The organism is Ochrobactrum sp. MYb379, assembly GCF_037479515.1.
In the GTDB taxonomy this organism is placed as follows: domain Bacteria; phylum Pseudomonadota; class Alphaproteobacteria; order Rhizobiales; family Rhizobiaceae; genus Brucella.
This window is the reverse complement of sequence record NZ_JBBGYW010000014.1, coordinates 76,660-101,227: the sequence shown is the minus strand read 5'-3', so window position 1 is coordinate 101,227 and position 24,568 is coordinate 76,660. Positions and strand designations below refer to the sequence as shown.

The window sequence follows — 24,568 nt, the reverse complement described above, 5'->3', positions numbered from 1 at the left end:
TGTGCTCACGGGTCTGTGGCATTGGGCCGTCAGCTGCCGAAACAACGAGGATCGCGCCGTCCATCTGAGCAGCACCGGTGATCATGTTCTTAACATAGTCAGCGTGGCCTGGGCAGTCGACGTGTGCGTAGTGACGTGCAGGGGTTTCATATTCAACGTGTGCCGTCGAAATGGTGATACCACGAGCGCGTTCTTCTGGCGCAGCATCGATCTGGTCGTATGCCTTGAATTCACCAAAGAACTTGGTGATCGCTGCGGTCAGCGAGGTCTTGCCATGGTCGACGTGACCAATGGTGCCGATGTTTACGTGTGGTTTATTACGTTCAAACTTGCTTTTTGCCATCGCCGTTGTTCTCTTTGTTCTAGAACCGCTCGAGCGCCCGCACAAAAGCCTGAAAGACATTCGCGCCGACATTTATGCCAAAACGGAACGGCGAACCGCCCGTCGATGATACCTTACGCCTATCCGCTCACAAAAACTGGAGCGGGTAACGGGAATCGAACCCGTGTATTCAGCTTGGAAGGCTGCTGCTCTACCATTGAGCTATACCCGCATACTCTAAACTCTAATCCGACAGTGGTGGAGGAAGTTGGATTTGAACCAACGTAGGCTTAGCCAACGGATTTACAGTCCGTCCCCTTTAACCGCTCGGGCATTCCTCCTAATATCACTATCAGCAGAGTCGAGTAACTAGGCATTTTGTGCAGAATGTCTGGCTGCCCGTTTGGGCCGTACCGTCGTTCTGCGAGGGGGCTTATGCCGATATGCGTCGCTCCTGTCAACAGGGTAAAAGTGAAAAGAATGCAGAACTTTCCACAGCTTGCACATATCAACAGATGCGAGACGCCCCAGAACCGCGTGAAACCGGGATTTGACGGCTATAGCGGCCAGTTATTTCTTGTCTTAAATAAAATCGCACATGCTATCTTCCCTGTTGTGGACAGGATATAAGCGCCTCATGAACGATAAAAACTCTTCCCACACCCCAAAAGATTCTCACTATGCACGCCTGCGTCGCGAACATCGCGACCAGAAAGCATCGTCTGAAGGCAAAGCGCCGCACAGACCGCAACGCGCACCAATCCCTGCTGGTCGCGTGAGCGATGGTACAGTCCGTCTTTACGGCCTGCATACCGTACGTGCAGCAGTAGAGAATCCCGCGCGTAAGATTTTGCGTATGCGCGCCACACGCAATGGCTTCGCTCGCCTCGAAATTGGCGAAGCTGAAAACCTGCCCTTCCCTGTTGAAATCGTCGAACCAAAAGAAATCGACAAGGAAACAGGTTCTGATGCCGTGCATCAGGGCGTTATGATCGAAGCGGAACCGCTTCGTCATAAAAAGCTCTCGGAACTGAAAGACAGCCCACTGCTTCTGGTGCTTGATCAGGTCACTGATCCGCACAATGTTGGCGCGATCATTCGTTCTGCTGTGGCATTTGGCGCAGGCGCGATCATCACGACAAGCCGACACAGCCCGCAAGAAAGCGGTGTTTTGGCGAAAGCGGCCTCCGGTGCACTGGAAATTATCCCGCATATCGAAGTGCGTAATCTCGCAGATGCAATCGAAGAGCTTCATTCCCTTGGCTTCATGACCATTGGTCTTGATTCTGAAGGAGCAAATGAAATGGAAACGACGCTCAACAGTGATCGCGTTGCGCTCGTCCTCGGCGCAGAAGGCAAAGGCCTTCGCCAAAAGACCCGCGAAACAGTCACCGCACTGGCACGTCTCGACATGCCCGGTGAAATCAAATCGCTGAACGTCTCCAACGCCGCTGCAATTTCGCTCTATGCCGCCGAGCGCTATTTGCGCGCCCGTCGCTCAGCCTGACGAATCGGCTTAATTTAATATCTGGAGCGTTTTTCACGCTCCAGATAAAGATTTACGCGGTTGCAATATAGCTACGAATATCTTCCGCTTCTTGCTCGACATCCTCAATGCGCCGCTTCACGACGTCACCGATTGAAATGATTCCCGCAAGCTTGCCGTTTTCTTCAACCGGCATATGGCGGAAACGGTTATGCGTCATAATTTCCATCACCTGATTGATGGTGTGATGCTCGCGGCATACCTGCACTTGTGCCGTCATGAAGTCCGAAACCGGCCGCTTCCATATTTCCACATCCATCGTCGCCATTGCACGAACAACGTCACGCTCAGAAAGAATGCCTTTGATATGGCCTTCGGCGTCGCAGGCAACAATTGCGCCGATTTTATATTGGGCAAGAATGGCAATGGCGTGTGCAAGCGTATCATCCGGCTTGATGATAACGACTTCCCTGCCCTTGGTTTCAAGAATCGATCTAACAGTCATGCCAAAGTCCCTCCCAAGGTTCAGCAATCTATCAAGGGAACATGTCCCATGATTCTAACGCAGCTCCTCCAGCTGTGTTCCTATAATGGTGCGCTTTGATGCGCCGCTTTGCAAGCGTGCGAAATAGGGAGAGTTAACCTCTGCGCCGGATCACGGCATCGTAATTGCGTGGCTTATCCAGCAAGGCAATACCGAAAAAGCCCGCAACAAATCCACCAATATGCGCTTCCCATGCGATTCCCGAGAGGTCCGCGCCGCCCGTCGAATAAAGGCCCGTCACAATATTGATTAAGAACCAAACGCCAACGAATGTCAGCACAGGCTTCAACGTCAATGTAAGACCAATCGGCAAAACGGGCCCTGCAAATTCAGATTTGCGTCCATGCCCTACTCGGCGAAAGCCATAACGCGCAGCAGCACCCATCATGCCCGAAATAGCACCCGAAGCCCCGACAAGTGGCGTCACGCTCTCAGGATAGATCGCGTAATGTGTCAGTCCGGCAACGACCGATGTGAGAACCCAGAAGATAATCATTCGTCCGGTGCCAATACGACCCGCAAGCGGAGAACCGAAAGCCGCAAACCAGATCATATTGACCGCGATATGCGCCAAACCGCCATGCATAAACGAGTAACTGATGAGCGTGAACAGGGCTGCCGGATCAGTGAAACCACCCGCCAATGAGAACCGCGCCGGAATCAGCGCGAAATTCAGCATGAAGGCATAGTTCTGCTGCTCGCTGATAATGTAGTTCTGATAAATATAAACGCCGGCGCAAATGGCCATCAATGCCAGCACAACACCCGGTATATTGAATATCGGCTCTCCTCCACGAGAGGAGTTCGTGTTTTCGCGCATATCAGGCTGAGGAATGCTCATGAACCGCCGCTTTCCAGCTAACTGTCTTCAAAATAATGATTCTAGATAAGTGACAATTCGTTAAAAATAAAGGCCGCCGGATTGTACCGTACGGCCTTGTCGCAAATATCTGAACATTGCGAGACGGAATCTGGAGATCAGAAAAAAGTCAACCAAGACAATGACTTCTTCTGATAAGCCATCAAAGCGCTATAATAGATTTTTTGCAACTATTACTTCCTGTTAACCTTAACAGACATCCTCCGTGGATGAACAAAGGGTTAAGCTGGCGTCCCCGCCGTTAATACTATTTTAATGCGCTGAGCGATGGGCAAAGCCCGCAAACACAGACGAGCAATAAGCAGCGCAAGATGAAAAACCGCAGCACGATCGCAATTTTCAGCGAATGGCAGCGACTGGCACTGAGCCAGAGCGGTAGCCTTTATGCGCCTTCGCGCGAATCTATTCAGCCACGCAAACTTGGACGGCATTTGTCGGATCTGTTCTTTCTGGAAGAAGATAATTCAGGACAGATGATCTTTCGTCTCGCCGGAACCCGAATCTGCACCCTGTTCGGGCGTGAACTTAAAACGACCCGTTTTTTGGCTCTCTGGCCGGAGCGTAATCGCCCTGCCCTTCATGAGCTGACGCGAAGCATCAATGAATTTCTGGTTCCAGCCTTGAGCCACAATGACGGCATTAGTCTTTCGGGGCGTAGTCTCTCATTTGAAATGCTGCTCGCACCGCTTTCAATCAGCGATGATGGCAGATTGAACTTGCTCGGTAGCATTTCCGTACTTGATGACATTGCATGGGCCGGTGCGGATCCAATCGTACTGGGCAATCTCAACCGAATCGAACCGCTAGCGCCTGATCTGATTGTTGCACAAGAAGAGCGCAAGTCTTCTGCCATTACAATGAATGCAACCAGCGGACGGCAACGCTGGGCAGCGCCTGTGCCCAGCCGTGATATTCCGCAACTACGCGTGATCACTGGCGGCAAAGCCTGAACCAGTGCAAACCAAAAGGTAAACGCGCACTAAGGTTACGGATTTGCAAATTGCACTTCGGGCTCTATTGGGCATCAAAAGGCCATAAATGACGCTAATATTAGCTGAAATACGCTATTTCTGAACAAAACCTTGCAGCATTCAGTTCAGTTTTATTCAAATTAGATTAGCATTTTCGCGTCTGAATTTCCCCACTCTCAAAGTCTTGCACGCATTCTTGTTTCCAACAGGGAGACAAAAGAATGACAAAGCAGACAATCATCGCAGTCCTGATGCTGATGCTGGGAACCGCCTTTGCGCAAGCCGCAAGCCCTGCTTCAAAATCGCATTGGATGCCGACTGGCGAACGCACGTCGCAGCCGATTGGTCACTATGAATTTTGTGAGCGTCATCCTGCTGAATGCAGCATATTGAATAAGAATAGCGCGCCGCTGACGCTCAACCAGAAAGTCTGGCAGGAAATCGTCACGATCAACGCCAGCATCAACGAACGAATCGCTCCGCGCACTGACATGGAAGTCTGGGGCCACGAAGAATATTGGGAATACCCAACGACTGCCGGTGATTGCGATGACTATATGCTGCTCAAGCGCCGCGAACTGATTGCGCTCGGCATTCCAGCCAACACACTGCTCATGACTGTCGTGCGCCAACCGAATGGTGAGGGTCACGCAGTTCTGACCGTGCGCACAGACCGCGGCGATTTCATTCTCGACAATATGGATCAGCGCGTGCGGCTCTGGAATGACACCGACTACACCTACCTCAAACGCCAGTCCACAACGAACACCGGCGTATGGGTTTCCATTAAAGATGGTCGCGACACTTTCGTCAGCAGCATTCGCAACTGATCCTGCTGAAATACCCCTGTTAAAAATGGAAGGGCGTCATTCCCCTTCCTTTTTTTATGCTGGTTCCAGACCGCGCATAAAAGACTGGCCTTTTTCAACATAATGCTTTGCTGACAGCTTCAGTTTTTCAGCCGCGGCAAAATCAAGTTCCCGGATAACGCGCGCTGGCGAGCCAACAATCAGCGAGTTATCTGGAAATTCTTTGCCTTCAGTCACAAGCGCACCCGCACCGATAAGGCAATTATTACCGATCTTCGCACCGTTCAGAATAATCGCCCCCATACCAATCAGCGTATTATTGCCAATCGTACAGCCGTGCAGAATCGCACGGTGGCCAATTGTGCAGCCCTCGCCAATGCTCAGAGGAAATCCAATATCGGTGTGCATGATGGTGTGTTCCTGCACATTGGTATTCGCGCCCACCGTAATCGGTTCATTGTCGCCGCGCAGAACGGAACCGAACCAGAAGCCAGCATTCTCGCCAACGAGAACTTTACCAATCAGCGTCGCGTCCGGCGCAATCCAATTACTCGCACGGTCAGCAAACTCCGGCTTATGTCCGTTATAGACGTAGATTGGCATCGGCTTTCCTCCATCAAAGAATCTCGAAACATGATGCGTTATTTATCATGGGAGCGAAATGCGGCTTGCAGACAATAAAGCGTTGCAATCAGAAAGATGATGCCAGCCGACAATTTTAGTCCAACGATAGTGGAAAAAATCCCCCAATCATCCGGCCAGCGAAAGATGCTGCGCAGCCTTCCCATCTGGGAAGAAATCACCATTTTGCCAGCGGTTACATTTTCGTAGGCGCTGCGAAACGAGAAGAATGACACGCACCCACCCAAAACCGTACTCGCCCAAAGTGACCCAGTCGAAAACTTCGACATTTCCGATTTCGTCTGATTGGCAAGACAGGGCTTGATTTCGCGCGTCTTCCGCTTACGAATGTCTAGCCATGGCGGAAGCTGCTTATCATCATCGTTCTTTTCCATGATTAGTCATCACAGATTTCATAGCCACTGCTCTCAGCTTCAACAGCTGCCTTAATCCAGAAAAAAACGTTTCCATCTCCCTGAAGTTTTCCTTGGCATAAAGCAACAATATTGCCCAGACCGGCAGGCGCCTTCGCCGCACAAGATGCCTTCCAGCTCGCAAAACGCTCAATAGATCCATCAACAATTTCGGGAAACCCAAAATAAATCTGACTCATTTTCTGAGCCAGTTCAGGACATGTACCATCATCATCAATGGCTTGAGCAACCGATGGAGAAACAGCAAAACTCAAAAATATTGCTGCACCACACGCTACAGCACTCAAAATTAACGGCCTCATAGCTTCTCCCAGCACGCACGTTGATTAAGAATACTTTTTAAGGCGCTCACGCGGAAGCATCAACTCAATAAAAAACGCCCCCTCTGCAAGGCAGAAAGGGCGTCTTATTTAACTGCAAAAAATCTCAGAGATCGACGTCGAGAATAGCCATCGAGAAATTATAGGAGAGTTCGCCTTCGTCTTCATCCTTATAGACAAGCCCCAGGAACTCATCATCCAGATAGACTTCAGCGGAATCGTCCTTGCGTGGACGCGCCTTAATCTGAAGGCCAGGATTGTTAAAAGTCCGCTTGAAATATGCGTCGAGTTTCTTGAGTTCTTCGGGTTTCAACCGGCTTCTCCTGATATTGAATTAAGGCCGGTGTAATGCACCCGGCATTGTTTGATGTAAAGCACTAACGCACGCGCGAATGAACACATGCACCGTTAGTTGGAATAGCTTTTCAGACATATAGTCCGCTCTGGTTAAAAAGCCAGCAGCAGTCAGTTTTATGGTTTTGCTGAACGAATAGAGCTATATGCCTTCGCCATACATATGTTCGCCAAACGCAGCCTCACCGAGCATCTGGTCCATAACGCGAGATGGCTCAGAACACCCACTCTCGCCGACAACCTTTGCAGGAACACCAGCGACCGTCGCATTGTTCGGCACTGGCTTAAGTACTACAGAACCGGCGGCGATCTTAGAGCAATGACCAACTTCGATATTGCCGAGAATCTTCGCGCCAGCACCAATCAGCACGCCATGGCGGATCTTTGGATGGCGATCTCCACTGGCCTTACCTGTACCGCCGAGTGTTACTCCGTGTAGAATCGACACATTGTCTTCGATGACAGCTGTTTCGCCAACCACAAGCCCGGTCGCATGATCAAGAAAAAGACCACTACCAAATTGGGCGGCAGGATGAATATCGGTCTGGAAGATCGATGATGAGCGGCTTTGCAGATAATAAGCGAAGTCTTTTCGGCCTTCCTTATAAAGCCAATGCGCCAAACGATGCGTCTGGATGGCGTGGAATCCCTTCAAATAAAGAATAGAATCCATGAAACGGCTATACGCCGGATCGCGATCATAAAAGGCCTGAATATCGACGCGCACGATATGAGACCACTCGGGATTGGCCTCGAACATCGCATCAAATGTCTGACGCAAAATATCAGCGCTTAAATCAGCATGTCCAAGACGTTCCGCGATGCGATGCATAACCGCATCTTCCAACGTCGTCTGGTTGAGTATCGTCGCGTAAAGAAACGTTCCAAGCACGGGATCGTTCTTGGCAGCGTCCTCCGCTTCGGCGCGGATGGAATGCCAGATCGGATCTACCTGTCCCAGCGACGGGGACAATTTTGCGTTCGAACGAACGGACATTATGCATACTCCAATTTTGCTTATCGCAGGCAATGAGCACTCCCGTTGCTCTATGCCTGCACCGCAATGCGCGTTCAGCCGATAACATATCTCAAAATGCTGCGCGTTGACACTGCGTAAATCTCGTTGATGCTTTGGTCGAAACTTATAGAGGGTTCTCTTCGAGAAACGCCAGAACGCCTTTCTTATAGACCTTATCGCCCACCGCCAACATGTGATCACGGTCAGGTATGTCAAGCGCCTGTCCATTTGGCAGCATATCGGCAAGTTCCTGTGCACTGCCCGCTATATCGTCAGTCGTACCAACGGCGACAAGAACAGGCTGCATGATGCGCGCAATTGCCTCGGGCGAAACCAGTTCTTTGGACGTAATCACACAGGCTGCAAGCGCAATTCGATCACTCTTAGTCTGATCGGCAAATTTGCGGAACATCAATCCACGCGGATGCGTAATGGTCGATGGATCTTCCGCAAGAAGCGCTTCACCAATCGGCTCCCAATCGCCCGCGCCTGTAACCATGCCGATGCCAAGACCGCCAAAAATAGCACTATGCACGCGCTCAGGATGTTCAACGGCTAAAAACGCGGTGATACGCGCACCCATCGAATAGCCCATGATATGCGCTTTCTCGATGCCAAGATGATCAAGCAGAGCGGCAGCATCACCAGCCATGGCGCTAGGCGTATAATCAGCCGCGTCATGGCTTTTTGAAGAAAATCCATGACCACGATCATCAATGGCTATCACGCGATAACCAGCCTCGGTCAACGTGCGAAACCAGCCGGGCGACACCCAGTTAACGAGGCTTGATGATGCAAAACCGTGAATGAGCAGAATCGGATCGCCCTCTCCGTCCTGACGATACGCAAGACGCAGACCATCATGTTCGAAATATTCGATGTCGAGCGCGCTCAATTTTGCATTCCTTTTGAATTTTAGACGGTGGGACTTTTGCCAGATTTAGCTGCGGCATTCGCCGCAGATTGCTTTGTGAATAGCCTTGTCACCACGCTTGATACCGGTCCGTTTAACAGTCCCCGCCAGAAGTTCAACCACATAGGCCGCCGGCCCCTGAGAAGAAATAATATCTTCCGAAAAAGGAACTGCGTTTTCGTGGATCGCAGACACATGACCAGTAGCGTCAAGAAATACCATATCCAAGGGTGATGGCGTGTTCTGCATCCACATCATCACATCGCGCATCTGGCCAAAAACAAAAAGCATTGCCCGATCTTTTGGGAAATCAGTGCGCCACATCAATCCACGCATACGCGCTTCATCAGTGTCAGCAATTTCCAATGCAAAAGAGGCTTTACCGCCTGAGGTGACGAAAGTCAGTGGCTCTTTATCTAAAGGCAGCAGCATGGGCTTGGTTTCCTGCGCCTGCGCAGAAACCGCAAAAAACAGAAAAACGAATGCGAAAAGAATGCGGCCCATGAAGTGCTCTTGCCCTGCATCTTGGATGCCCATCCCCGAATGTCAGGAAATGAACAATGATGGAATTGAGCTCGGGACAATATCAATGAGGTGGTGGCATCACAAGAGCCACTCACAGCCTTGTTACATCAAGAGATGCTGTAAAATCAGTGCGAGAAAGGAATCGCCGTTCCAATATCTGGATGGATTTCAGCAGCCATCAGGCCCTTGTCGCCGTCGCCAAAACGGATCAGGACAACCTGACCGGGACGCAGTTCCATCATTCCGAAACGACGCAGCGTTTCCATATGGATAAAAATATCTTCGGTCCCCTCGCCGCGCGTTAAGAAGCCAAAGCCTTTGGTGCGGTTGAACCACTTAACGATCACGCGTTCCAGACCACTTGATGGCGTCACAGTCACATGCGTGCGCTGTGGCGGCATCTGTGCAGGATGCACAGCCGTTGATGTATCCATCGAAAGAACGCGGAAGCATTGCATACCACGATCACCATTGCGCACTTCACACACGATCCGGGCGCCTTCAAGCGCTGTCTGGAAGCCGTCGCGGCGCAATGTTGTCACGTGAAGGAGAATATCAGTAAAGCCCGGCTGATCAGGAACGATGAAGCCATAGCCTTTTGCAACGTCGAACCATTTGATATGGCCCGAGAGTTCAACGAGTTCGCCAATCTCTTCTGAGGAGGCCTGACTGCGAAACTGGTCATTTGACACAGATTTGTCTGCCATGCGCTCGTCCCTCCTCTTTTGTTCCGTTGCGATTCTGACGTGATTCTTGCCCAAAGAATAACACTTCCTTAACCGTAGGCGGCAAGCCCTATCTTTTGTTCAATTGAAGATGACCACAGGCTTTATGCGCTCATCGTTAATTCCTAAATTTCTCAATCAAAAACGATCTGCCGAAAACATAAGGCAGCGTCGGCGTTCGACAACTTGTTACTTGCGTTTTTATGCGGGCCACTTATCCACGTTAACAGCTCTTTCAAGCGGTCACGCGAAACGCACTGAACCATTCTTTCGGGAAAGCGTTGAGTTTGTGACCCGCATATCTGCAAAACAGGAGAAGAAGATGCGCTATCTGCACACCATGGTTCGAGTTCGCGATATTGATGAATCGCTGGATTTTTATGTGAACAAGTTCGGTCTTGAAGAAATTCGCCGCACTGAAAATGAAAAAGGCCGCTTCACACTGATTTTCCTTGCCGCCCCAGCGGACAAGGATAAAGCCAAGGCAGAACGCGCTCCAGAGCTGGAACTAACCTATAACTGGGATCCGGAAACCTATACTGGTGGACGCAATTTCGGTCATCTCGCCTATGCGGTCGATAATATCTACGAAACCTGCCAGAAGCTGAAAGATGCAGGCGTTACCATCAACCGTCCACCGCGCGATGGTCACATGGCATTTATCAAATCGCCAGATGGCATTTCGATTGAACTGATCCAGAAGGGTGAACGTCTGGCTCCGCAAGAGCCTTGGGCGTCGGCTGAAAACATCGGCAGCTGGTAAAAATAAAGCCCGGTCGCGAGACCGGGCTTTTTTATTTATTCAGTGCCCTGAATGGCTGCAAGCAACCAGTCACCGCCGTCAACGCGGGTAAACGTCCAGACTTCAACGCTTTCAACTGGCTCATCTGGGTTGCCTTCAACAACTACACCCGTATTGCGATCAAGCATAACGTCGATTGCCGAGTAGCGGATAGCAACCGTTGCATAATCGACATTGCCTTCGCGCCATGCTTCGGAAACGTCACCTTGGAGGAGCTTCACGTCCTTCACTTCATTACGCATACCGCTTGAGGCGATTTCGCCAAGTTCTTCTGCGAGATACGACATGGCTTCCGGTGTTGCGAGCTTGCGCAGCGCTGCATAATCCTCACGACCGTAAGCGGTCTGGATTTCTGCAAGCATCTGCTCAAAACGATCAAGCTCTTCCTGACCCACATCCATCGGCTCGTCTTCAACAACGGGCGCAGCCGGAGCTTCTGCCTGCTTGTTGGCAAATGGATTAACGGAAGGCGTGCGGCTTGCAGTATTTGCCTGCGGAGCAGCAGTCTTTGCAGAACCAAAGACCTGTGCAGCATTAAAAGGCTGAGCACCAGCATTTCCTGCACCCGCTGCTGCCGTCTGACGACGATTTGCAATCATGCGCATAACGAACATTGCAATCAGAGCGATGACCGCAACCTGCAAAAGAAGGCCCAACATGCCAGCCATACCGCCAAGGCCGTTACCCAGCAGCATGCCAATCAGACCACCAACAAGAAGGCCACCAAGCATCGAACGACCAAAATTGCCGAACATTCCGCCCGAACGTGCGGCTGCAGCGCTTTGCGTGCCAGCAGCAGCACCCGGACGGTTAGTCTGTGTTGCACCTGTATTCGGCGTCATTGAACGCTCAACAGGCGCAGCATTGTTTGGTGCAGTCCTTGTTGGTGCAGGCGCCTGATAAGTACGCGCACCACGGCTACCAAAACCGCCCCCGCCTGCACGGCGAGCCTCGGCGAAATCGACAGCGGCAAAAGAGGCGATAAGCCCAAGGACCATTGCAGCGGTCAGTTTGGTCAGGCGGTTTCCGGAACCCGGCATAAGTATCTCCCATATAGAGTAATCACAGATTATTTTATTCTGTGATCATATGGGAATTCACCCCCCATTTTCACAAGAGCGTGAAGACAAAAAAGTTCAGAAAATTCAAACAGGCACAGCCGCATCCAGAATCTGTATCTGAGGTGTGACAGAGCCATTCCAGTGATTGAGCGACAGATTGCCAACGATGTGTACGCTCTGGCCGATATTATTGAACAAAAACCGCCCCAGATCGCCTTCAGCGACGCGAAACGCAATCGCATTCACACGCTTTCCATCGGCTCCACGCAGCACAACGCGGACATGGTCACGCCCGACAGTGCGTACATCGGCCAAAACGTGATGCGGAAGTGCCAGCACCGGCTGCGGGTGCGCGGAACCGAAAGGCCCTGCCTTCTGCAAAGATTCGTAAAGCGAAACGGTGGCACCCGATGCAGCCACCGCACCATCAATCGAAAGGCTCTGGTTTTCGCGAAGTCTTGCGACAGTATCGGCAGACTCCTCCTCAAGAAAGGCCCGAAGCGCTCCGAGTTTGGCTCGCTCAATGGTGATGCCAGCCGCCATGGCGTGGCCACCGCCCTTAACGAGCAAGCCTTTTTCTACAGCTCCGCGCACCAGCTTGCCAAGATCAAGTCCCGTAATCGAACGTCCCGAGCCGGAGCCAACGCCATTCACATTAAATGAAATAGCAAAAGCTGGGCGACGTGCCTTTTCTTTGAGCCGCGAAGCAAGCAGTCCGACGATACCCGGATGCCATCGGTCACTTGCCGTCACAATCACAGATGCGCCGGCACCACCTGAAAGCTCTAGCGAGGCTTCTGCTTCTGCTTCAATCAGCATCTCGGCTTCCATCGCCTGCCGTTCCTGATTGAGTCGATCAAGCTCAACGGCAATCGGATCAGCAGCAGTGGAATCATCCAGTGTCAGCAAGCGAGCACCTAAGCCCGCATCACCAATACGCCCACCGGCATTGATGCGCGGACCAATCAGATAACCGAGGTGGAAAACATTAAGCGGTTCGCCAATCCGCGAAACACGACCCAGTGCTGCAAGTCCGGCATTGCTCTGACTACGCGCAACCAGCAGCCCCTTGACCACAAATGCGCGGTTCACACCTTTCAGCGGCACCACGTCGCAAACAGTTGCAAGTGCGACCAGATCGAGCAGCGAAAGCAGGTCAGGCCCTGCCCCTTTGCCCCGCTCACGCAGAACTTTCGTCACCTGAACAAGCGTCAGAAAAACAACGCCCGCCGCACAAAGATGCTCTTGCTGTGAGATATCATCTTCACGATTCGGATTGACGATTGCCACCGCATCGTCTGGCAGATCGCCGCCTACCTGATGGTGATCAAGCACGACAACATCAGCACCCGCTTCTTTTGCAGCGGTGATTGATGGGGCGCTGTTGGTGCCGCAATCCACCGTCACGATAAGCGATGCGCCCTTTGCCACCAGCTCACGCATGGCATCAGGGTTCGGGCCGTAACCTTCGAAAATACGATCTGGAATATAAATCGAATGGGTAATGCCATAGTGTTTCAAAAATCGCGCCATCAATGCAGATGAACATGCGCCATCCACATCATAGTCGCCGAAAATCGCAACCGTTTCGCGACGCATAATAGCGTCCGCGATGCGGTTTGCAGCCTTATCCATATCGGTCAGCATCGCCGGATCGGGCATAAGATTGCGAAGACTAGGATCAATAAACTCCGGCGCGCCTTCAACGCTCACGCCACGCCCTGCCAGCACGCGCGAAACAAGATCAGAAATGCCGTGATGCTGCGCGATCGCAAGCGCCGTATTGGCTTCACGCGGTCCGAGCCGGTCCATCCATTTCTGGCCAGTGACAGATTTGCGGATACCGAGAAAATAGCGTTCTGTTGTCATGAGGTCTTAAAGACACAAAAGGCGGCATTTTTGCAATGCCGCCGTTCGATCATAAGCCGGGAACCAGAAGAGATTTCGGTTATGGCGTACCGAAAATGGTGGAGTTCGAGAACCGGAGCGGAATGTACTTATGGGTACATGAGCACCGGAAGCGTAGAACAACGCCATTTGCAGGCAGCCAGAGCCTAAATATCGATGGTTCTGTTAGAATTTAGACAGATCTTGGTGTCTCGCCTTAATTTCGCGAACCGTTTGCGAGCTTGAGCGCATGACGATTGTATGGGTCTGGATATAATCGCGGGCAAACTTAACGCCTGAAAGCATGTTGCCATCGGTCACGCCAGTTGCAGCGAACAGCACGTCGCCTTTGGCCATTTCTTCCATCGTGTAAATCTTTTTGGGATCAGAAATACCCATCTTGGCGGCGCGTGCGATCTTTTCATCAGAGTTGAGCTGCAAGCGTCCCTGCATCTGACCACCAATGCAGCGCAGTGCAGCAGCGGCAAGTACACCTTCCGGCGCACCACCAATACCGATATAAATATCGATACCGGTTTCATCCGGGTTCGTCGTGTGCATCACACCGGCAACATCACCATCACCGATCAGCCGAATGGACGCTCCAGTTGCGCGCACTTCTTCGATCAGGCGCGCATGACGTGGACGATCCATGATGCAGGCCGTAATTTCGTGCGGCTGCACTCCTTTTGCCTTAGCAATCGCGTGAATATTATCAGTGGCTGTCGCGTCAAGATCGACAACGCCTTTCGGATAACCCGGTCCGACCGCAATCTTTTCCATGTAAACGTCAGGCGCGTAGAGCAGATTGCCCTTCTCGGCAATGGCGATCACCGCCAACGAGTTTGGCAGGTTCTTGGCGCAAATCGTGGTGCCTTCCAGCGGATCAAGCGCGATATCAACATCAGGACCCTGCTTGGTGCCGACTTCTTCGCCGATATAAAGCATCGGCGCTTCATCGCGCTCACCTTCACCAATCACGACTGTTCCGGCAATCGGCAGACGATTGAGTTCCTGGCGCATGGCATCAACGGCTGCCTGATCGGCAGCCATTTCATCGCCACGTCCACGCAGACGCGCCGCCGCAACTGCCGCGCGCTCGGCAACGCGAACCAGCTCAAGCGTCAGAATACGGTCAAGTCCCTGCGCTGGTCGTTGCGGTTGCTGTTCTGAAGTCTTGGCCATGTGAACAAAGTCCTGAATTCATATGAAATGTGTGTTTCGCCATCTATAGCGACATTGTGCAAATGTTTTGTCAAAGTCCCCGCCGACCTGCAAGGGAAAGAGCGGTAAAAACATTTTCCGCTCTAACTCTTAATCGATTTAGCGTAAAAGGCCCAATATTTCAGCCTTTAGCATAGTCAAAGAAAACCTCAGGGCTTTCCACTTCGATCAGCCTTTTTCGATCTATCACCCAGAACCGATTGCCAATGTTGCGCACAAAACTGCGATCATGCGAAACAATCAGGCTCGCGGTTTCATCGCTTAGCAGTTCGGCTTCGAGCGCTTCTTGCCCATCAATATCAAGGTGATTGGTCGGTTCATCGAGAATGTAGAAGTTTGGCTTGGTCAGTCGCAAAACCAGCATGGCAAGGCGTGCCTTCTGCCCGCCCGAAAGCCGCGACAAAGATTTCGTCTGCATATCCAGCGTCATGCCTGCGCCAGCCAGCAACGACCGTGCGCGCTGGTCGCCCACATCGAAACGCTTCATAATCGTTTCAAACGGCGTCCAGTCACCATTCAGCTCAGACAAAGCCTGATCGCTATAGCCCAACACAAGCGACGGCGTCGCTTTTATGCCAGCGAGTGATTGTTCCGGCTTTAGGATTGCCTCGCGAACCAGTGTCAGAACTCGTGTCTTGCCGGTTCCGTTCGCGCCAAGCAGTACGATTCGATCACCGGGATTGATCCACAACTGACCGGTTTTGTAGAGAGCCCGACCGTCAGGCGTCGCAATCTCGGCCTTATCAATCACAATCAGCGCTTTGGCATGGCTGCCTCGCCCATTGAGTTTAATCTTGCCAGCAGAGCGTTCGACATGCGCCGCTTTGGCGCTTTCCTCAATTTTTTCGGCTCTCGCACGCAATTGCTTGGTTTTCACGACCAGCAAATCACTGCCCGAATTGATGCCGATATTGTTGAGCTTCGCAGCCTGTCTGCGCAATTGTTGGACAGTTTTCATGTCCTTTTCAAACTGGCGAGCGTCAGCCGCGTCAATCTCGTCAAGCGCCACACGCGCTTGGCTATAAGGCAACGCAAAGACGAACGAGTTTTCTGCACGCAGGAAAAGCGTGCGTTTCGTCACCACGTCAAGAAAGGCGCGATCATGACTGCAAACAATGACGGCTACTGAACGCGGGAGCGCATCTAGCCAGTTTTCCAGCAAATGCACCTTTTCAAGATCAAGGTGATTGGTCGGCTCGTCGAGCAAAAGCACATCAGGTTCAGAAACCCATGTGCGCGCCAGTAGCGCAAGCCGTTGCCAGCCGCCGCTCAGTTGTCGAACAGCAAGACCGCGCTGTTCTGCGGGAACATTCAGATCATCAAGCACTATGTCTACGCGCCAGCTTTCATAGTCGCGCGCATCTTCATCCAGTCCGCTGAGGACCAGATCGTAAAAAGAGAGGTCCATCAGATCAGCGGAAACATATTGGCTGACGTAACCAATTTTCAGCCCTCGTGAGCGGGTAATGACACCGCTGGTCGGCTCACCCTCCCCAACAATAAGGCGCAAAAGGCTGGTCTTTCCACGACCATTAGCGGCGACAATACCCAAACGCTCTCCCTCGCCCACAACAAAATCGAGGTTAGCGAACAAGGTCTGATGAAGGGTAAGCGAAAGATTCTGAATAGATATAAGAGACATGGCGATAGGCCCAATTTGGCCAAGCACTGACGAGCAGTTCTCAAACAGCTTCAATCAAAATGCTTGCAAATTTTCGGCTACAGCTATTCAAGCTGCGCCTTCAGAAAAGGCAGAGAAAGACTGTTCTGTAAGTCTTAATCGGCCCTGCACAAATTACTGTTGCAGGGCAAAATCAGGGCCGTACTGACGATGGCGGTCGTGACGCGTCACATCCATATTACAGCCCTCCTTTTCCATATTTGTCTCTTAGTCGGATTATTCCGATAGCTATTTCTTAGCAAAAACGTTGCCGCCCTTCAAGAGCGGCAACTTAAACCGGCAATTAGCCAGCGCGCTCAATGCGGATCATCTGCGGTTTACTGACCAGATGATCGTCCTTGAGAATGGCTTCAAGAGACTTCTTCACCGCAGATTCAGTCGTTTCATGCGTGACAAGAATAACCGTCTTAATACCATCGCTTACATCACTATCCATCAGCGGACGCTGAACAATCGACTCAAGTGAAATATCATTTTCGGCCATGCGCTTAGCGATAGCTGCAAAAGCACCGATGCGGTCATAAACCGTCAATCGAATGAAGTAGCCGCCAGCATGCTTGCGCATTTTGGCGCGCTTATATGGCTGCAAGGCTTTCGCAGGTGTGCCGAAAACCGGGCCATGCTGGAAGCCGGGACGGCTCTTCGCAATATCCGCAATATCGCCAATCACCGCCGAAGCAGTAGCATTACCGCCAGCACCAGGGCCAGAAAGCAGCAATTCACCCAGAAGATCGGTTTCAATCGCAACCGCGTTGGTCACGCCATGCACCTGCGCGATAACCGATGATGTCGGCACCATGGTTGGATGCACGCGCTGTTCAATGCCGGTATCAGTCTTTTGTGCAACGCCCAGCAACTTGATACGATAACCAAGCTCATCAGCAGCACGGATATCGGCCAGAGAAATATTACTAATGCCTTCAAGGTAAATATCATCGGCAGCAATCTGCGTGCCGAATGCTAGGCTCGTCAGCAACGCAAGTTTGTGCGCCGTGTCATTGCCTTCAATATCGAAAGTTGGATCAGCTTCGGCATATCCAAGGCGCTGCGCATCCGCGAGGCAATCCTCAAACGAAATGCCCTCTTCCCACATCCGGGTCAGGATGTAGTTACAGGTGCCGTTCATAATGCCGTAAACGCGCGAAACCGTATTGCCAGTCAGCGATTCACGCATCGCTTTGATAACCGGGATACCGCCTGCAACAGCAGCTTCAAAGTTAAGAAGCACGCCTTTTTCTTCGGCAATCTTGGCGAGAGCTACACCATGCTTTGCAAGAAGCGCCTTGTTGGCCGTCACGACATGATGACTTGCCCGCAATGCTGCTTCTACAGCCAGTTTGGCTGGGCCTTCATCGCCACCGATCAGCTCAACAAAAACATCGATATTGGCACTTTTCGCGAGTTCGACAGAATCGTCGAACCATTCAATGCCAGAAAGATCGACACCGCGATCGCGCGAGCGGTCACGAGCGCTTACCGCCGTGACAACAACCTGCTTGCCGCACTGACGAGTGAGCATTTCGGCCTTGTCACGTAGAATACGCAACACCGAAGCACCAACGGTGCCCAGTCCGGCAACGCCGATCCGCAATGCATCACTCATTGTTCTGTCTTTCTGAATTGTTGAGTTTGTATGTGGTGGGAAACAAGGGCCGACCAGAAGCCAGCCCTTGTCTTATCTTAAAAGCTGTTAGCGGCGACCTTCAAGCGGAATAATGTTCTGCACATTTTCATCTTTTGCAGACAGGAAACGCTTGATGTTGCGTGCGGCCTGACGAATGCGATGCTCGTTTTCGACCAATGCGATACGAACATATTCATCGCCATGCTCGCCAAAGCCTACACCCGGAGCAACAGCCACATCGGCCATTTCAACCAGCAGCTTGGAGAACTCCAGCGAACCCAACGCGCGGAAACGCTCTGGAATCGGAACCCATGCGAACATGGTTGCAGCTGGTGGTGGAACATCCCAGCCTGCACGGCCAAAGCTGTCGACCAGCACATCGCGGCGCTGTTTATAGACATTGCGAACATAGCTTATGTCCGTGCCGTCACCATTCAGCGCTGCGGTTGCTGCAACCTGAATTGGCGTGAACGCACCATAATCCAGATAGGATTTTACACGGGTCAATGCTGCAATGAGACGTTCATTGCCGACCGCAAAGCCCATGCGCCAACCCGGCATCGAGAATGTCTTCGACATTGAGGTGAACTCGACAGCAACATCCATAGCACCCGGCACTTCAAGAACCGATGGCGGTGGGTTGTTATCGTCGAAGTAAATTTCCGAATAGGCAAGATCGGACAAAATGATCAGATCATTCTTGCGCGCGAAATCGACCACATCCTTGTAGAAATCAAGGGTCGCGACATAGGCAGTCGGGTTCGACGGGAAGTTCAGAATCAGCGCGAGCGGCTTTGGAATCGAGTGCTTTACTGCACGATCGAGCGCACGAATGAAGTCTTCATCCGGCTTTGCAGGGATCGAACGGATAACGCCGCCCGACATGATAAAGCCAAATGTGTGGATCGGATAGGTCGGATCGGGACAAAGCACGACATCGCCCGGAGCAGTGATGGCCTGCGCCATGTTGGCGAAACCTTCCTTTGAACCCAAGGTCGCTACAACCTGAGTGTCCGGGTTAAGCTTCACACCGAAACGACGTGCATAATATTGTGCCTGTGCACGACGAAGACCGGGAATACCCTTTGACGACGAATAACGATGAGCGCGGGGATCCTGAACAGCTTCGCAAAGCTTATCGACGATGTTCTTCGGCGTCGGCAGATCTGGATTGCCCATTCCAAGATCAATGATGTCGGCTCCGCCCGCTCGCGCCGCTGCCTTCAGGCGATTAACCTGTTCAAAGACATAAGGTGGCAAACGACGGACTTTATGAAATTCTTCCGACATGATCCTGTTCCAGAATGGAGTTAAATGAAATGACGCTTATGCGTCGCGTTTGGAGATATACACTCGTTATCGAATCGGGTCGAGACTTGTTACAGTTCTGCGACAAAGCTTTTATTGACTAAAAGCGTCTTATTCCCCGGCTTCGATCTGCTTAAGTGTAGCGGCGGCTTCGTCCTGCGCTTGCTTGCGCAATGCAGCGGCCTGAGCAGGAGTGAGCGTGCTTGCTGACGAGCGCGTGGCCGCCAATCGCGTACGATCAGAATCAAGACCAGACATCATCTGCGCCTTTTCTTCCGGCGTAATTTGCACCGTGGCAGCTTTCGGCATACGTCCAAAGGTTGGATAGGTATCGCTGCGCTTGGCACCCGCCTGCGGTGTACCCTGAAATTCCGGACCGCCAGCACAACCCGCGAGAAGCGCCACGGCTGTTGCTGCCAGCATGATATTGGCAAACGTCCGCGTGCTCTTGGTCATATGTCGGGTTCCAATCCTGATGTTCTGCCCTGATATCTGCTCGTGCGAAATCTATAACTCGCCCGACGCAGATAATATATCGGAAAGTGGATAGCACCAACTCGCTACGTCATGTCAACAAGTGAGTTGCGATCAGGTGCAATCCTGCCCTTTCAAAGACGCCATCAAAAGCAAGTATAACCAAAAGTTACAATTAGTAACATTGCGTTATTATTACGTAAAACAAAATTGAAATGCAATTTATTCAAGCACTGATCGCTTTCAATAGTTGCGTTTGGCAGTTAAAAACCCTAAAAATTGGTTACAACTTATCATTCGATAAATTGTCTACTCATGCTTTAGGACGACTGCACACATGATGCATTCTTAATAAAGCACTGAAAATCTTGGACTATCTAAGCTGGCCTTCATTGCCGGTTTTTGTGAGTAAAGCTGCTTAAAAATGCTTGAGCGCGACTCACACGGGGAAGCCGATCTCCCCAAACCAAAACGGGATCAGGATTTTTCCGGCTCGTTAAAATGGTCAAGCCCATCTGTATGGGACATCGAGCTGGAGCAGATATTGAAATTCGCAGTAGCAACGCACACGACAACAAGAAGACTACTTTCTGGTAGCGTAGCCTTGCTCGCGCTCGTTCTTACATCGTGCACATCGACCGGCAATGGCACGTCACCATTACAAATGACGAACGACGCAGATGGTTCCGTCATTGCTGAAACTCTTCAAAGCGCAGCCGATCAAACGGTAGCCGCTGAAGCAGCTAAAGAATCAACAAAGCCAGCGCTTGCTGAAAAAGCCGCGCCCACTGAAAACACACAAACAAATCCCACCGCCACGGCATCAGTAGAAGGCGCACCAAAACAGGAAACCCCTGTTCAGGTTGCAGCCCTCACACCAGAGAAAAAATCCGGCTCTTTATTTGGGATGTTTGGCAAAAAACCCGTCGAATCCGCTCCTGAAGCACCAGAACAAGCAGCAGAAACTCAGAAGCCCGAAGAACAGGCTACGACAGCAGCACCTCAATCTAAGCCCGAACCTGCAAAGACTGAACCTGAAACGGCTCCAGCGGCAGAAGTTGCTAAGCCTGTCGAGCCGGAAAAACCAACACAGGTTACATCGCTTTTCGGATCAGCTAAAAATGCAAATGCCTATGTCGCTCCTCAGCGCCCGGCAACAGCTGGACAGGGAAGTATTGCACGCCTCTTCAACGAAGATGGCGCGAACGGCGACACTAAGTCGGTCAATAAGAAACTTGCTGTTGTGCGGCCCACAACTAAATCAACGCACGAATATAATTATGCCCTTCCCGGTGTGCGCGCGAATGGCGGCTTTGAGATCAAGCATCGCAAAAGCATCTATGATGACAGCGACATTGATGCGAACGAATATGACGATTACGCGTCCGTACAGCTTGCATCGGCGCCCGGCCTTGCACGTCTCGCACCCAATGGCCTGAAGGTTCAGCGCGAAACTGTCGATGTCGCCTGCCTGAAGCCTCAACTTGTTTCCATGCTGAAGACTATGGAACGTCACTTCCGCAAGCCAGTCATGGTAACATCAGGCTACCGTAGCCCGTCTTACAATCGCAAAGTAAATGGCGCCCGCAAATCCCTGCATATGATTTGCGCTGCGGCTGACATTCAGATCGACGGCGTATCAAAGCACGAACTTGCCCGCTACGCCCGCAATATGTCCACGCGCGGCGGTGTCGGCACTTATTGCCATACAACTTCTGTGCATGTGGACATCGGACCAGAGCGCGACTGGAACTGGAGTTGCAAACGATAAAAGAACAAAAGCCGGGTCGCATCACCCGGCTTTTTTATTGCATTTCAGTCAGATAGCTAATTTATCCACAGCGCATCCACTCTGAAAATTAGCCTCGCATGATATTTTTATGAAAAAGTCGAATTAAGGGCTTGCGAGTCAGAACCTTCCTGCATATAAGCCCACTCACACCAGCAACAGGCGCCCATCGTCTAGCGGTTAGGACAGCGCCCTTTCACGGCGCAGACAGGGGTTCGATTCCCCTTGGGCGTACCACTTGCTGGTTTTTCTTTTTCCAGACATACAATCGATACACACAAGGCAGCTTGTTTTAGGCGCCCCGTGTAGCCGAAGCATGACTTCAGCTTGGCGCTCTATCTCATTGTTTTCACAAGCGACGTTCGTAAAAATCATCAAGTAAATTTTTCTTGGATTTTTTCTAAAAAGGACTTGCGCGTCGGATATTTCCTGCATATAAGCCCACTCACACCAGCAACAGGCGCCCATCGTCTAGCGGTTAGGACAGCGCCCTTTCACGGCGCAGACAGGGGTTCGATTCCCCTTGGGCGTACCACTTGGTGGTTTTTTTATTCTCCCGAAAAATTGATATCTTGCTGAGTGACATATCTCAGATAGCAATGCTAGGCACTGTCCGTAAAACTTGAGATTGGACAGCAAGATTATGGCTAAAACCACCGCTATTGTACCAACAGCCCACGCCAGCCGCTATTTGCAGCAGCTCTGCAAACATTGGGCGCATAAATTCTCCATCGAATTCACACCAGAACATGGACAGATCGACTTCGATGAGAATCGCATCGTTACTCTTGATGCAGATTCGGAAAAGCTCATCGCAACCGTTGAGGCTCCACAAGAAGCCCTTTCACAGATGGAAGACGTCGTAGCAAGTCATATCATACGCTTCGCATTCCGTGAAGAATTGGCTTTTAACTGGGTAAAAGAATAGCCCTTTATTGGCTCTCATAATTTGCCCGCAAAATGCCGCGAATAAACATTTTCACATCATATTGCGGGCTAAATTAAGCGTGAAGTTTCCACCAGTTCAAAAGCAATTTGGTGGCGACCGTGATTACCAGCGAAACAAAAACAACACTCACCTTACTTGGCGCTGGCCTTATCGCAGCCATGCTCGTGCTCAGCGCAGATATGCGTTGGGCAGATGTCTTCACGGTGCTCTTCTAGATTCGCAGACGCTTGCATCCATGCATACATCCGCCTAAATCGGAGCATGCTTTTCAACCCTCCTCTTGTGACAGGTCGCCTTGAGCGACGCTATAAGCGCTTTTTGGCCGATGTTACGCTCGACGATGGGCAGTTCATTACGGCTTCCGTTCCCAACACGGGATCAATGCTCGGTCTTACAACGCCCGGCTCTCGCGTTTGGTTGAGCGTTTCAGATGCCCCTCACCGGAAATATCGGCACACTCTGCAAATTGTTGCAGCAGACAACACACTTGTCGGGGTGAATACGGGGCTACCGAATAAAATCGCCGAAGAAGCCATTCTTGCAGGCATGATTCCAGACTTGAAGAATTACGCCGTCCTTAAGCGCGAACAAAAATACGGCAAAAACTCACGCATCGACATATTGCTTGATGAAGGCGAGCAACCACGCGCCTATGTGGAAGTGAAAAACGTTCACTTCATCCGCACCCCTTTCCTTGCCGAATTCCCCGACACAGTGACGGCACGTGGCGCGAAACACCTTGATGAACTCGTAGATGTCGTATCTGCTGGCTATCGGGGCGTGATGGTGTTTATTATCCAGCGAAACGATTGCGACAGATTCAGCATCTCAGGCGATCTTGATCCGACTTATGCGCGCGCATTTGATCGCGCACGCGCAGCCGGGGTTGAGGCTTGGGCCATTCGATGCCACATAACAGAAAACGGCATCAGTGCTGAAACAGTCGTGCCTATAGAATATTAGAAAGACGGACCGAGATGGTGACTTATATCGAAGCAACAAGCGCACCAATGAAATATACGGGGCAGATCAGGCTTTACGGCTCAGACGCCTTTGAGGGCATGCGCAAAGTCTGCAATCTTACCGCTCGTTGCCTTGATGCGTTGAATGACATTGTAAAGCCCGGCGTTACCACCAATGAAATCGATCGTTTCGTGTTTGAATTCGGCATGGATAATGGCGCATTCCCGGCGACGCTCAACTATCGCGGTTACACCAAGTCCACTTGCACATCGATCAACCATGTTGTTTGCCACGGCATCCCAGACGACAAGCCTCTGCGAGATGGTGATATCGTCAATATCGACGTGACCTATTTGCTTGATGGCTGGCATGGCGATTCAAGCCGCATGTATGCGGTTGGTGAAATCAAGCGCGCAGCCGAGCGCCTGCTTGAAGTGACCTATGAAAGCTTGCTGCGTGGCATTGAAGTTGTAAAGCCGGGTGTGAAAACCGGCGCTATTGGTGCTGCAATTCAAACCTATGCAGAAGGCGAACGCTGCTCAGTGGTACGCGATTTCTGCGGTCACGGTGTTGGTCAACTTTTCCATGATGCACCAAATATTCTTCATTACGGTACAGTCAACGAAGGTGTTGAGATTAAAGAAGGTATGATCTTCACGATTGAGCCGATGATTAATCTCGGCAAGCCCGGCGTTAAGGTTCTTTCGGATGGCTGGACTGCCGTTACGCGCGACCGTTCACTGACTGCGCAATATGAGCATACCGTTGGCGTTACCAAAGACGGCTGCGAAATCTTCACGCTTTCGCCGAAAAACGTTTTCGGTCCGCCATCCATGCGGTAGACTAGCTTAAAAATTGTCGACTGTTTCTGCGGGGGTTTAAAC

26 protein-coding genes and 4 tRNA genes are annotated in these 24,568 nt (G+C 51.4%); 10 read left to right on the top strand and 20 right to left on the bottom strand.

The annotated features are described in order from the left end of the window. From WH356_RS19665 to WH356_RS19655, 3 genes are all read right to left on the bottom strand, one after another. Positions 1-343, bottom strand: a 343-nt coding sequence (locus WH356_RS19665; protein ID WP_339513836.1) for a GTP-binding protein, incomplete at its 3' end; no start/stop codon positions are given. A 137-nt stretch (positions 344-480) separates the two neighbouring features. Next, positions 481-554, bottom strand: a tRNA-Gly gene (locus tag WH356_RS19660). A 24-nt stretch (positions 555-578) separates the two neighbouring features. After that, positions 579-663, bottom strand: a tRNA-Tyr gene (locus WH356_RS19655). 296 nt (positions 664-959) lie between these two features. On the opposite strand from WH356_RS19655, the gene rlmB reads away from it, so the two are divergent. After that, on the top strand, positions 960-1,829 hold the full coding sequence (rlmB, locus tag WH356_RS19650; RefSeq protein ID WP_339513834.1) for a 23S rRNA (guanosine(2251)-2'-O)-methyltransferase RlmB: 870 nt from the start codon (positions 960-962) through the stop codon (positions 1,827-1,829). A gap of 52 nt (positions 1,830-1,881) precedes the next feature. On the opposite strand, the gene WH356_RS19645 is transcribed toward rlmB, so the two are convergent. Then, positions 1,882-2,313: a CBS domain-containing protein gene (locus WH356_RS19645; RefSeq protein WP_339513833.1), complete on the bottom strand. Its 432-nt coding sequence runs from the start codon at positions 2,311-2,313 to the stop codon at positions 1,882-1,884. A gap of 133 nt (positions 2,314-2,446) precedes the next feature. Then, positions 2,447-3,193, bottom strand: a complete 747-nt coding sequence (locus WH356_RS19640; RefSeq protein ID WP_339513831.1) for a rhomboid family intramembrane serine protease — start codon at positions 3,191-3,193, stop codon at positions 2,447-2,449. Between the two features lie 350 nt (positions 3,194-3,543). Here WH356_RS19640 and WH356_RS19635 point away from each other — a divergent pair, with 350 nt between their 5' ends. Continuing rightward, positions 3,544-4,182: a PAS domain-containing protein gene (locus WH356_RS19635; protein ID WP_339513829.1), complete on the top strand. Its 639-nt coding sequence runs from the start codon at positions 3,544-3,546 to the stop codon at positions 4,180-4,182. Between the two features lie 242 nt (positions 4,183-4,424). Further along, positions 4,425-5,033: a transglutaminase-like cysteine peptidase gene (locus tag WH356_RS19630; protein ID WP_339513828.1), complete on the top strand. Its 609-nt coding sequence runs from the start codon at positions 4,425-4,427 to the stop codon at positions 5,031-5,033. Between the two features lie 54 nt (positions 5,034-5,087). On the opposite strand, the gene WH356_RS19625 is transcribed toward WH356_RS19630, so the two are convergent. The 8 genes from WH356_RS19625 to WH356_RS19590 form a co-directional block, all read right to left on the bottom strand. Beyond that, positions 5,088-5,615: a gamma carbonic anhydrase family protein gene (locus WH356_RS19625; RefSeq protein WP_339513826.1), complete on the bottom strand. Its 528-nt coding sequence runs from the start codon at positions 5,613-5,615 to the stop codon at positions 5,088-5,090. A 38-nt stretch (positions 5,616-5,653) separates the two neighbouring features. Next, on the bottom strand, positions 5,654-6,028 hold the full coding sequence (locus tag WH356_RS19620) for a hypothetical protein (RefSeq protein WP_339513824.1): 375 nt from the start codon (positions 6,026-6,028) through the stop codon (positions 5,654-5,656). A 2-nt stretch (positions 6,029-6,030) separates the two neighbouring features. Further along, on the bottom strand, positions 6,031-6,369 hold the full coding sequence (locus tag WH356_RS19615; protein WP_339513822.1) for a hypothetical protein: 339 nt from the start codon (positions 6,367-6,369) through the stop codon (positions 6,031-6,033). Between the two features lie 124 nt (positions 6,370-6,493). Further along, positions 6,494-6,700: a DUF3126 family protein gene (locus WH356_RS19610; protein ID WP_095446832.1), complete on the bottom strand. Its 207-nt coding sequence runs from the start codon at positions 6,698-6,700 to the stop codon at positions 6,494-6,496. Between the two features lie 183 nt (positions 6,701-6,883). Then, positions 6,884-7,738 (bottom strand): serine O-acetyltransferase, encoded by an 855-nt coding sequence (gene cysE, locus WH356_RS19605; RefSeq protein ID WP_339513819.1) that lies wholly within the window; start codon positions 7,736-7,738, stop codon positions 6,884-6,886. A gap of 145 nt (positions 7,739-7,883) precedes the next feature. Further along, positions 7,884-8,654, bottom strand: coding sequence for an alpha/beta fold hydrolase (locus tag WH356_RS19600; protein WP_339513817.1), 771 nt, complete (start codon positions 8,652-8,654; stop codon positions 7,884-7,886). Between the two features lie 45 nt (positions 8,655-8,699). Beyond that, the gene (locus WH356_RS19595; RefSeq protein WP_339513815.1) at positions 8,700-9,176 is read right to left on the bottom strand and encodes a DUF192 domain-containing protein; all 477 of its coding nucleotides are present in this window, start codon (positions 9,174-9,176) and stop codon (positions 8,700-8,702) included. 146 nt (positions 9,177-9,322) lie between these two features. Further along, entirely contained in the window at positions 9,323-9,904 is a 582-nt protein-coding gene (locus tag WH356_RS19590) for a cold-shock protein (RefSeq protein ID WP_250044582.1), read from the bottom strand. A 340-nt stretch (positions 9,905-10,244) separates the two neighbouring features. Here WH356_RS19590 and gloA point away from each other — a divergent pair, with 340 nt between their 5' ends. After that, the gene (gene gloA, locus WH356_RS19585) at positions 10,245-10,685 is read left to right on the top strand and encodes a lactoylglutathione lyase (RefSeq protein WP_339513811.1); all 441 of its coding nucleotides are present in this window, start codon (positions 10,245-10,247) and stop codon (positions 10,683-10,685) included. 35 nt (positions 10,686-10,720) lie between these two features. Here gloA and WH356_RS19580 read toward each other — a convergent pair whose 3' ends face one another. The 7 genes from WH356_RS19580 to WH356_RS19550 all read right to left on the bottom strand — a co-directional run bounded on the left by WH356_RS19580 (position 10,721) and on the right by WH356_RS19550 (position 19,965). Next, on the bottom strand, positions 10,721-11,764 hold the full coding sequence (locus WH356_RS19580) for a Tim44 domain-containing protein (RefSeq protein WP_339513809.1): 1,044 nt from the start codon (positions 11,762-11,764) through the stop codon (positions 10,721-10,723). Between the two features lie 105 nt (positions 11,765-11,869). Further along, positions 11,870-13,654 (bottom strand): single-stranded-DNA-specific exonuclease RecJ, encoded by a 1,785-nt coding sequence (recJ, locus tag WH356_RS19575; protein WP_339513807.1) that lies wholly within the window; start codon positions 13,652-13,654, stop codon positions 11,870-11,872. Positions 13,655-13,858: 204 nt separating this feature from the next. Further along, entirely contained in the window at positions 13,859-14,857 is a 999-nt protein-coding gene (gene glpX, locus WH356_RS19570; protein WP_339513805.1) for a class II fructose-bisphosphatase, read from the bottom strand. A gap of 160 nt (positions 14,858-15,017) precedes the next feature. After that, complete coding sequence (locus WH356_RS19565; RefSeq protein WP_339513803.1) at positions 15,018-16,538, bottom strand: ABC-F family ATP-binding cassette domain-containing protein; 1,521 nt, start codon at positions 16,536-16,538, stop codon at positions 15,018-15,020. Positions 16,539-16,860: 322 nt separating this feature from the next. Further along, entirely contained in the window at positions 16,861-18,180 is a 1,320-nt protein-coding gene (locus WH356_RS19560; protein WP_339513801.1) for a homoserine dehydrogenase, read from the bottom strand. 87 nt (positions 18,181-18,267) lie between these two features. Then, complete coding sequence (locus tag WH356_RS19555) at positions 18,268-19,491, bottom strand: LL-diaminopimelate aminotransferase (protein ID WP_339513799.1); 1,224 nt, start codon at positions 19,489-19,491, stop codon at positions 18,268-18,270. Positions 19,492-19,620: 129 nt separating this feature from the next. Beyond that, a complete protein-coding gene (locus WH356_RS19550; protein ID WP_339513797.1) occupies positions 19,621-19,965 on the bottom strand; it encodes a hypothetical protein in 345 nt (114 codons plus the stop codon). 562 nt (positions 19,966-20,527) lie between these two features. Here WH356_RS19550 and WH356_RS19545 point away from each other — a divergent pair. The 6 genes from WH356_RS19545 to map all read left to right on the top strand — a co-directional run bounded on the left by WH356_RS19545 (position 20,528) and on the right by map (position 24,526). Beyond that, on the top strand, positions 20,528-21,754 hold the full coding sequence (locus WH356_RS19545; protein ID WP_339513795.1) for a YcbK family protein: 1,227 nt from the start codon (positions 20,528-20,530) through the stop codon (positions 21,752-21,754). A 180-nt stretch (positions 21,755-21,934) separates the two neighbouring features. After that, a tRNA-Glu gene (locus tag WH356_RS19540) sits at positions 21,935-22,009 on the top strand. A gap of 223 nt (positions 22,010-22,232) precedes the next feature. Next, positions 22,233-22,307 (top strand) — tRNA-Glu (locus tag WH356_RS19535). A gap of 108 nt (positions 22,308-22,415) precedes the next feature. Then, the gene (locus WH356_RS19530) at positions 22,416-22,700 is read left to right on the top strand and encodes a DUF2218 domain-containing protein (RefSeq protein WP_339513793.1); all 285 of its coding nucleotides are present in this window, start codon (positions 22,416-22,418) and stop codon (positions 22,698-22,700) included. Positions 22,701-22,982: 282 nt separating this feature from the next. After that, on the top strand, positions 22,983-23,684 hold the full coding sequence (sfsA, locus tag WH356_RS19525; protein WP_339513791.1) for a DNA/RNA nuclease SfsA: 702 nt from the start codon (positions 22,983-22,985) through the stop codon (positions 23,682-23,684). A 14-nt stretch (positions 23,685-23,698) separates the two neighbouring features. After that, positions 23,699-24,526, top strand: coding sequence for a type I methionyl aminopeptidase (gene map, locus WH356_RS19520; protein WP_339513789.1), 828 nt, complete (start codon positions 23,699-23,701; stop codon positions 24,524-24,526). Positions 24,527-24,568 lie beyond the last annotated feature (42 nt).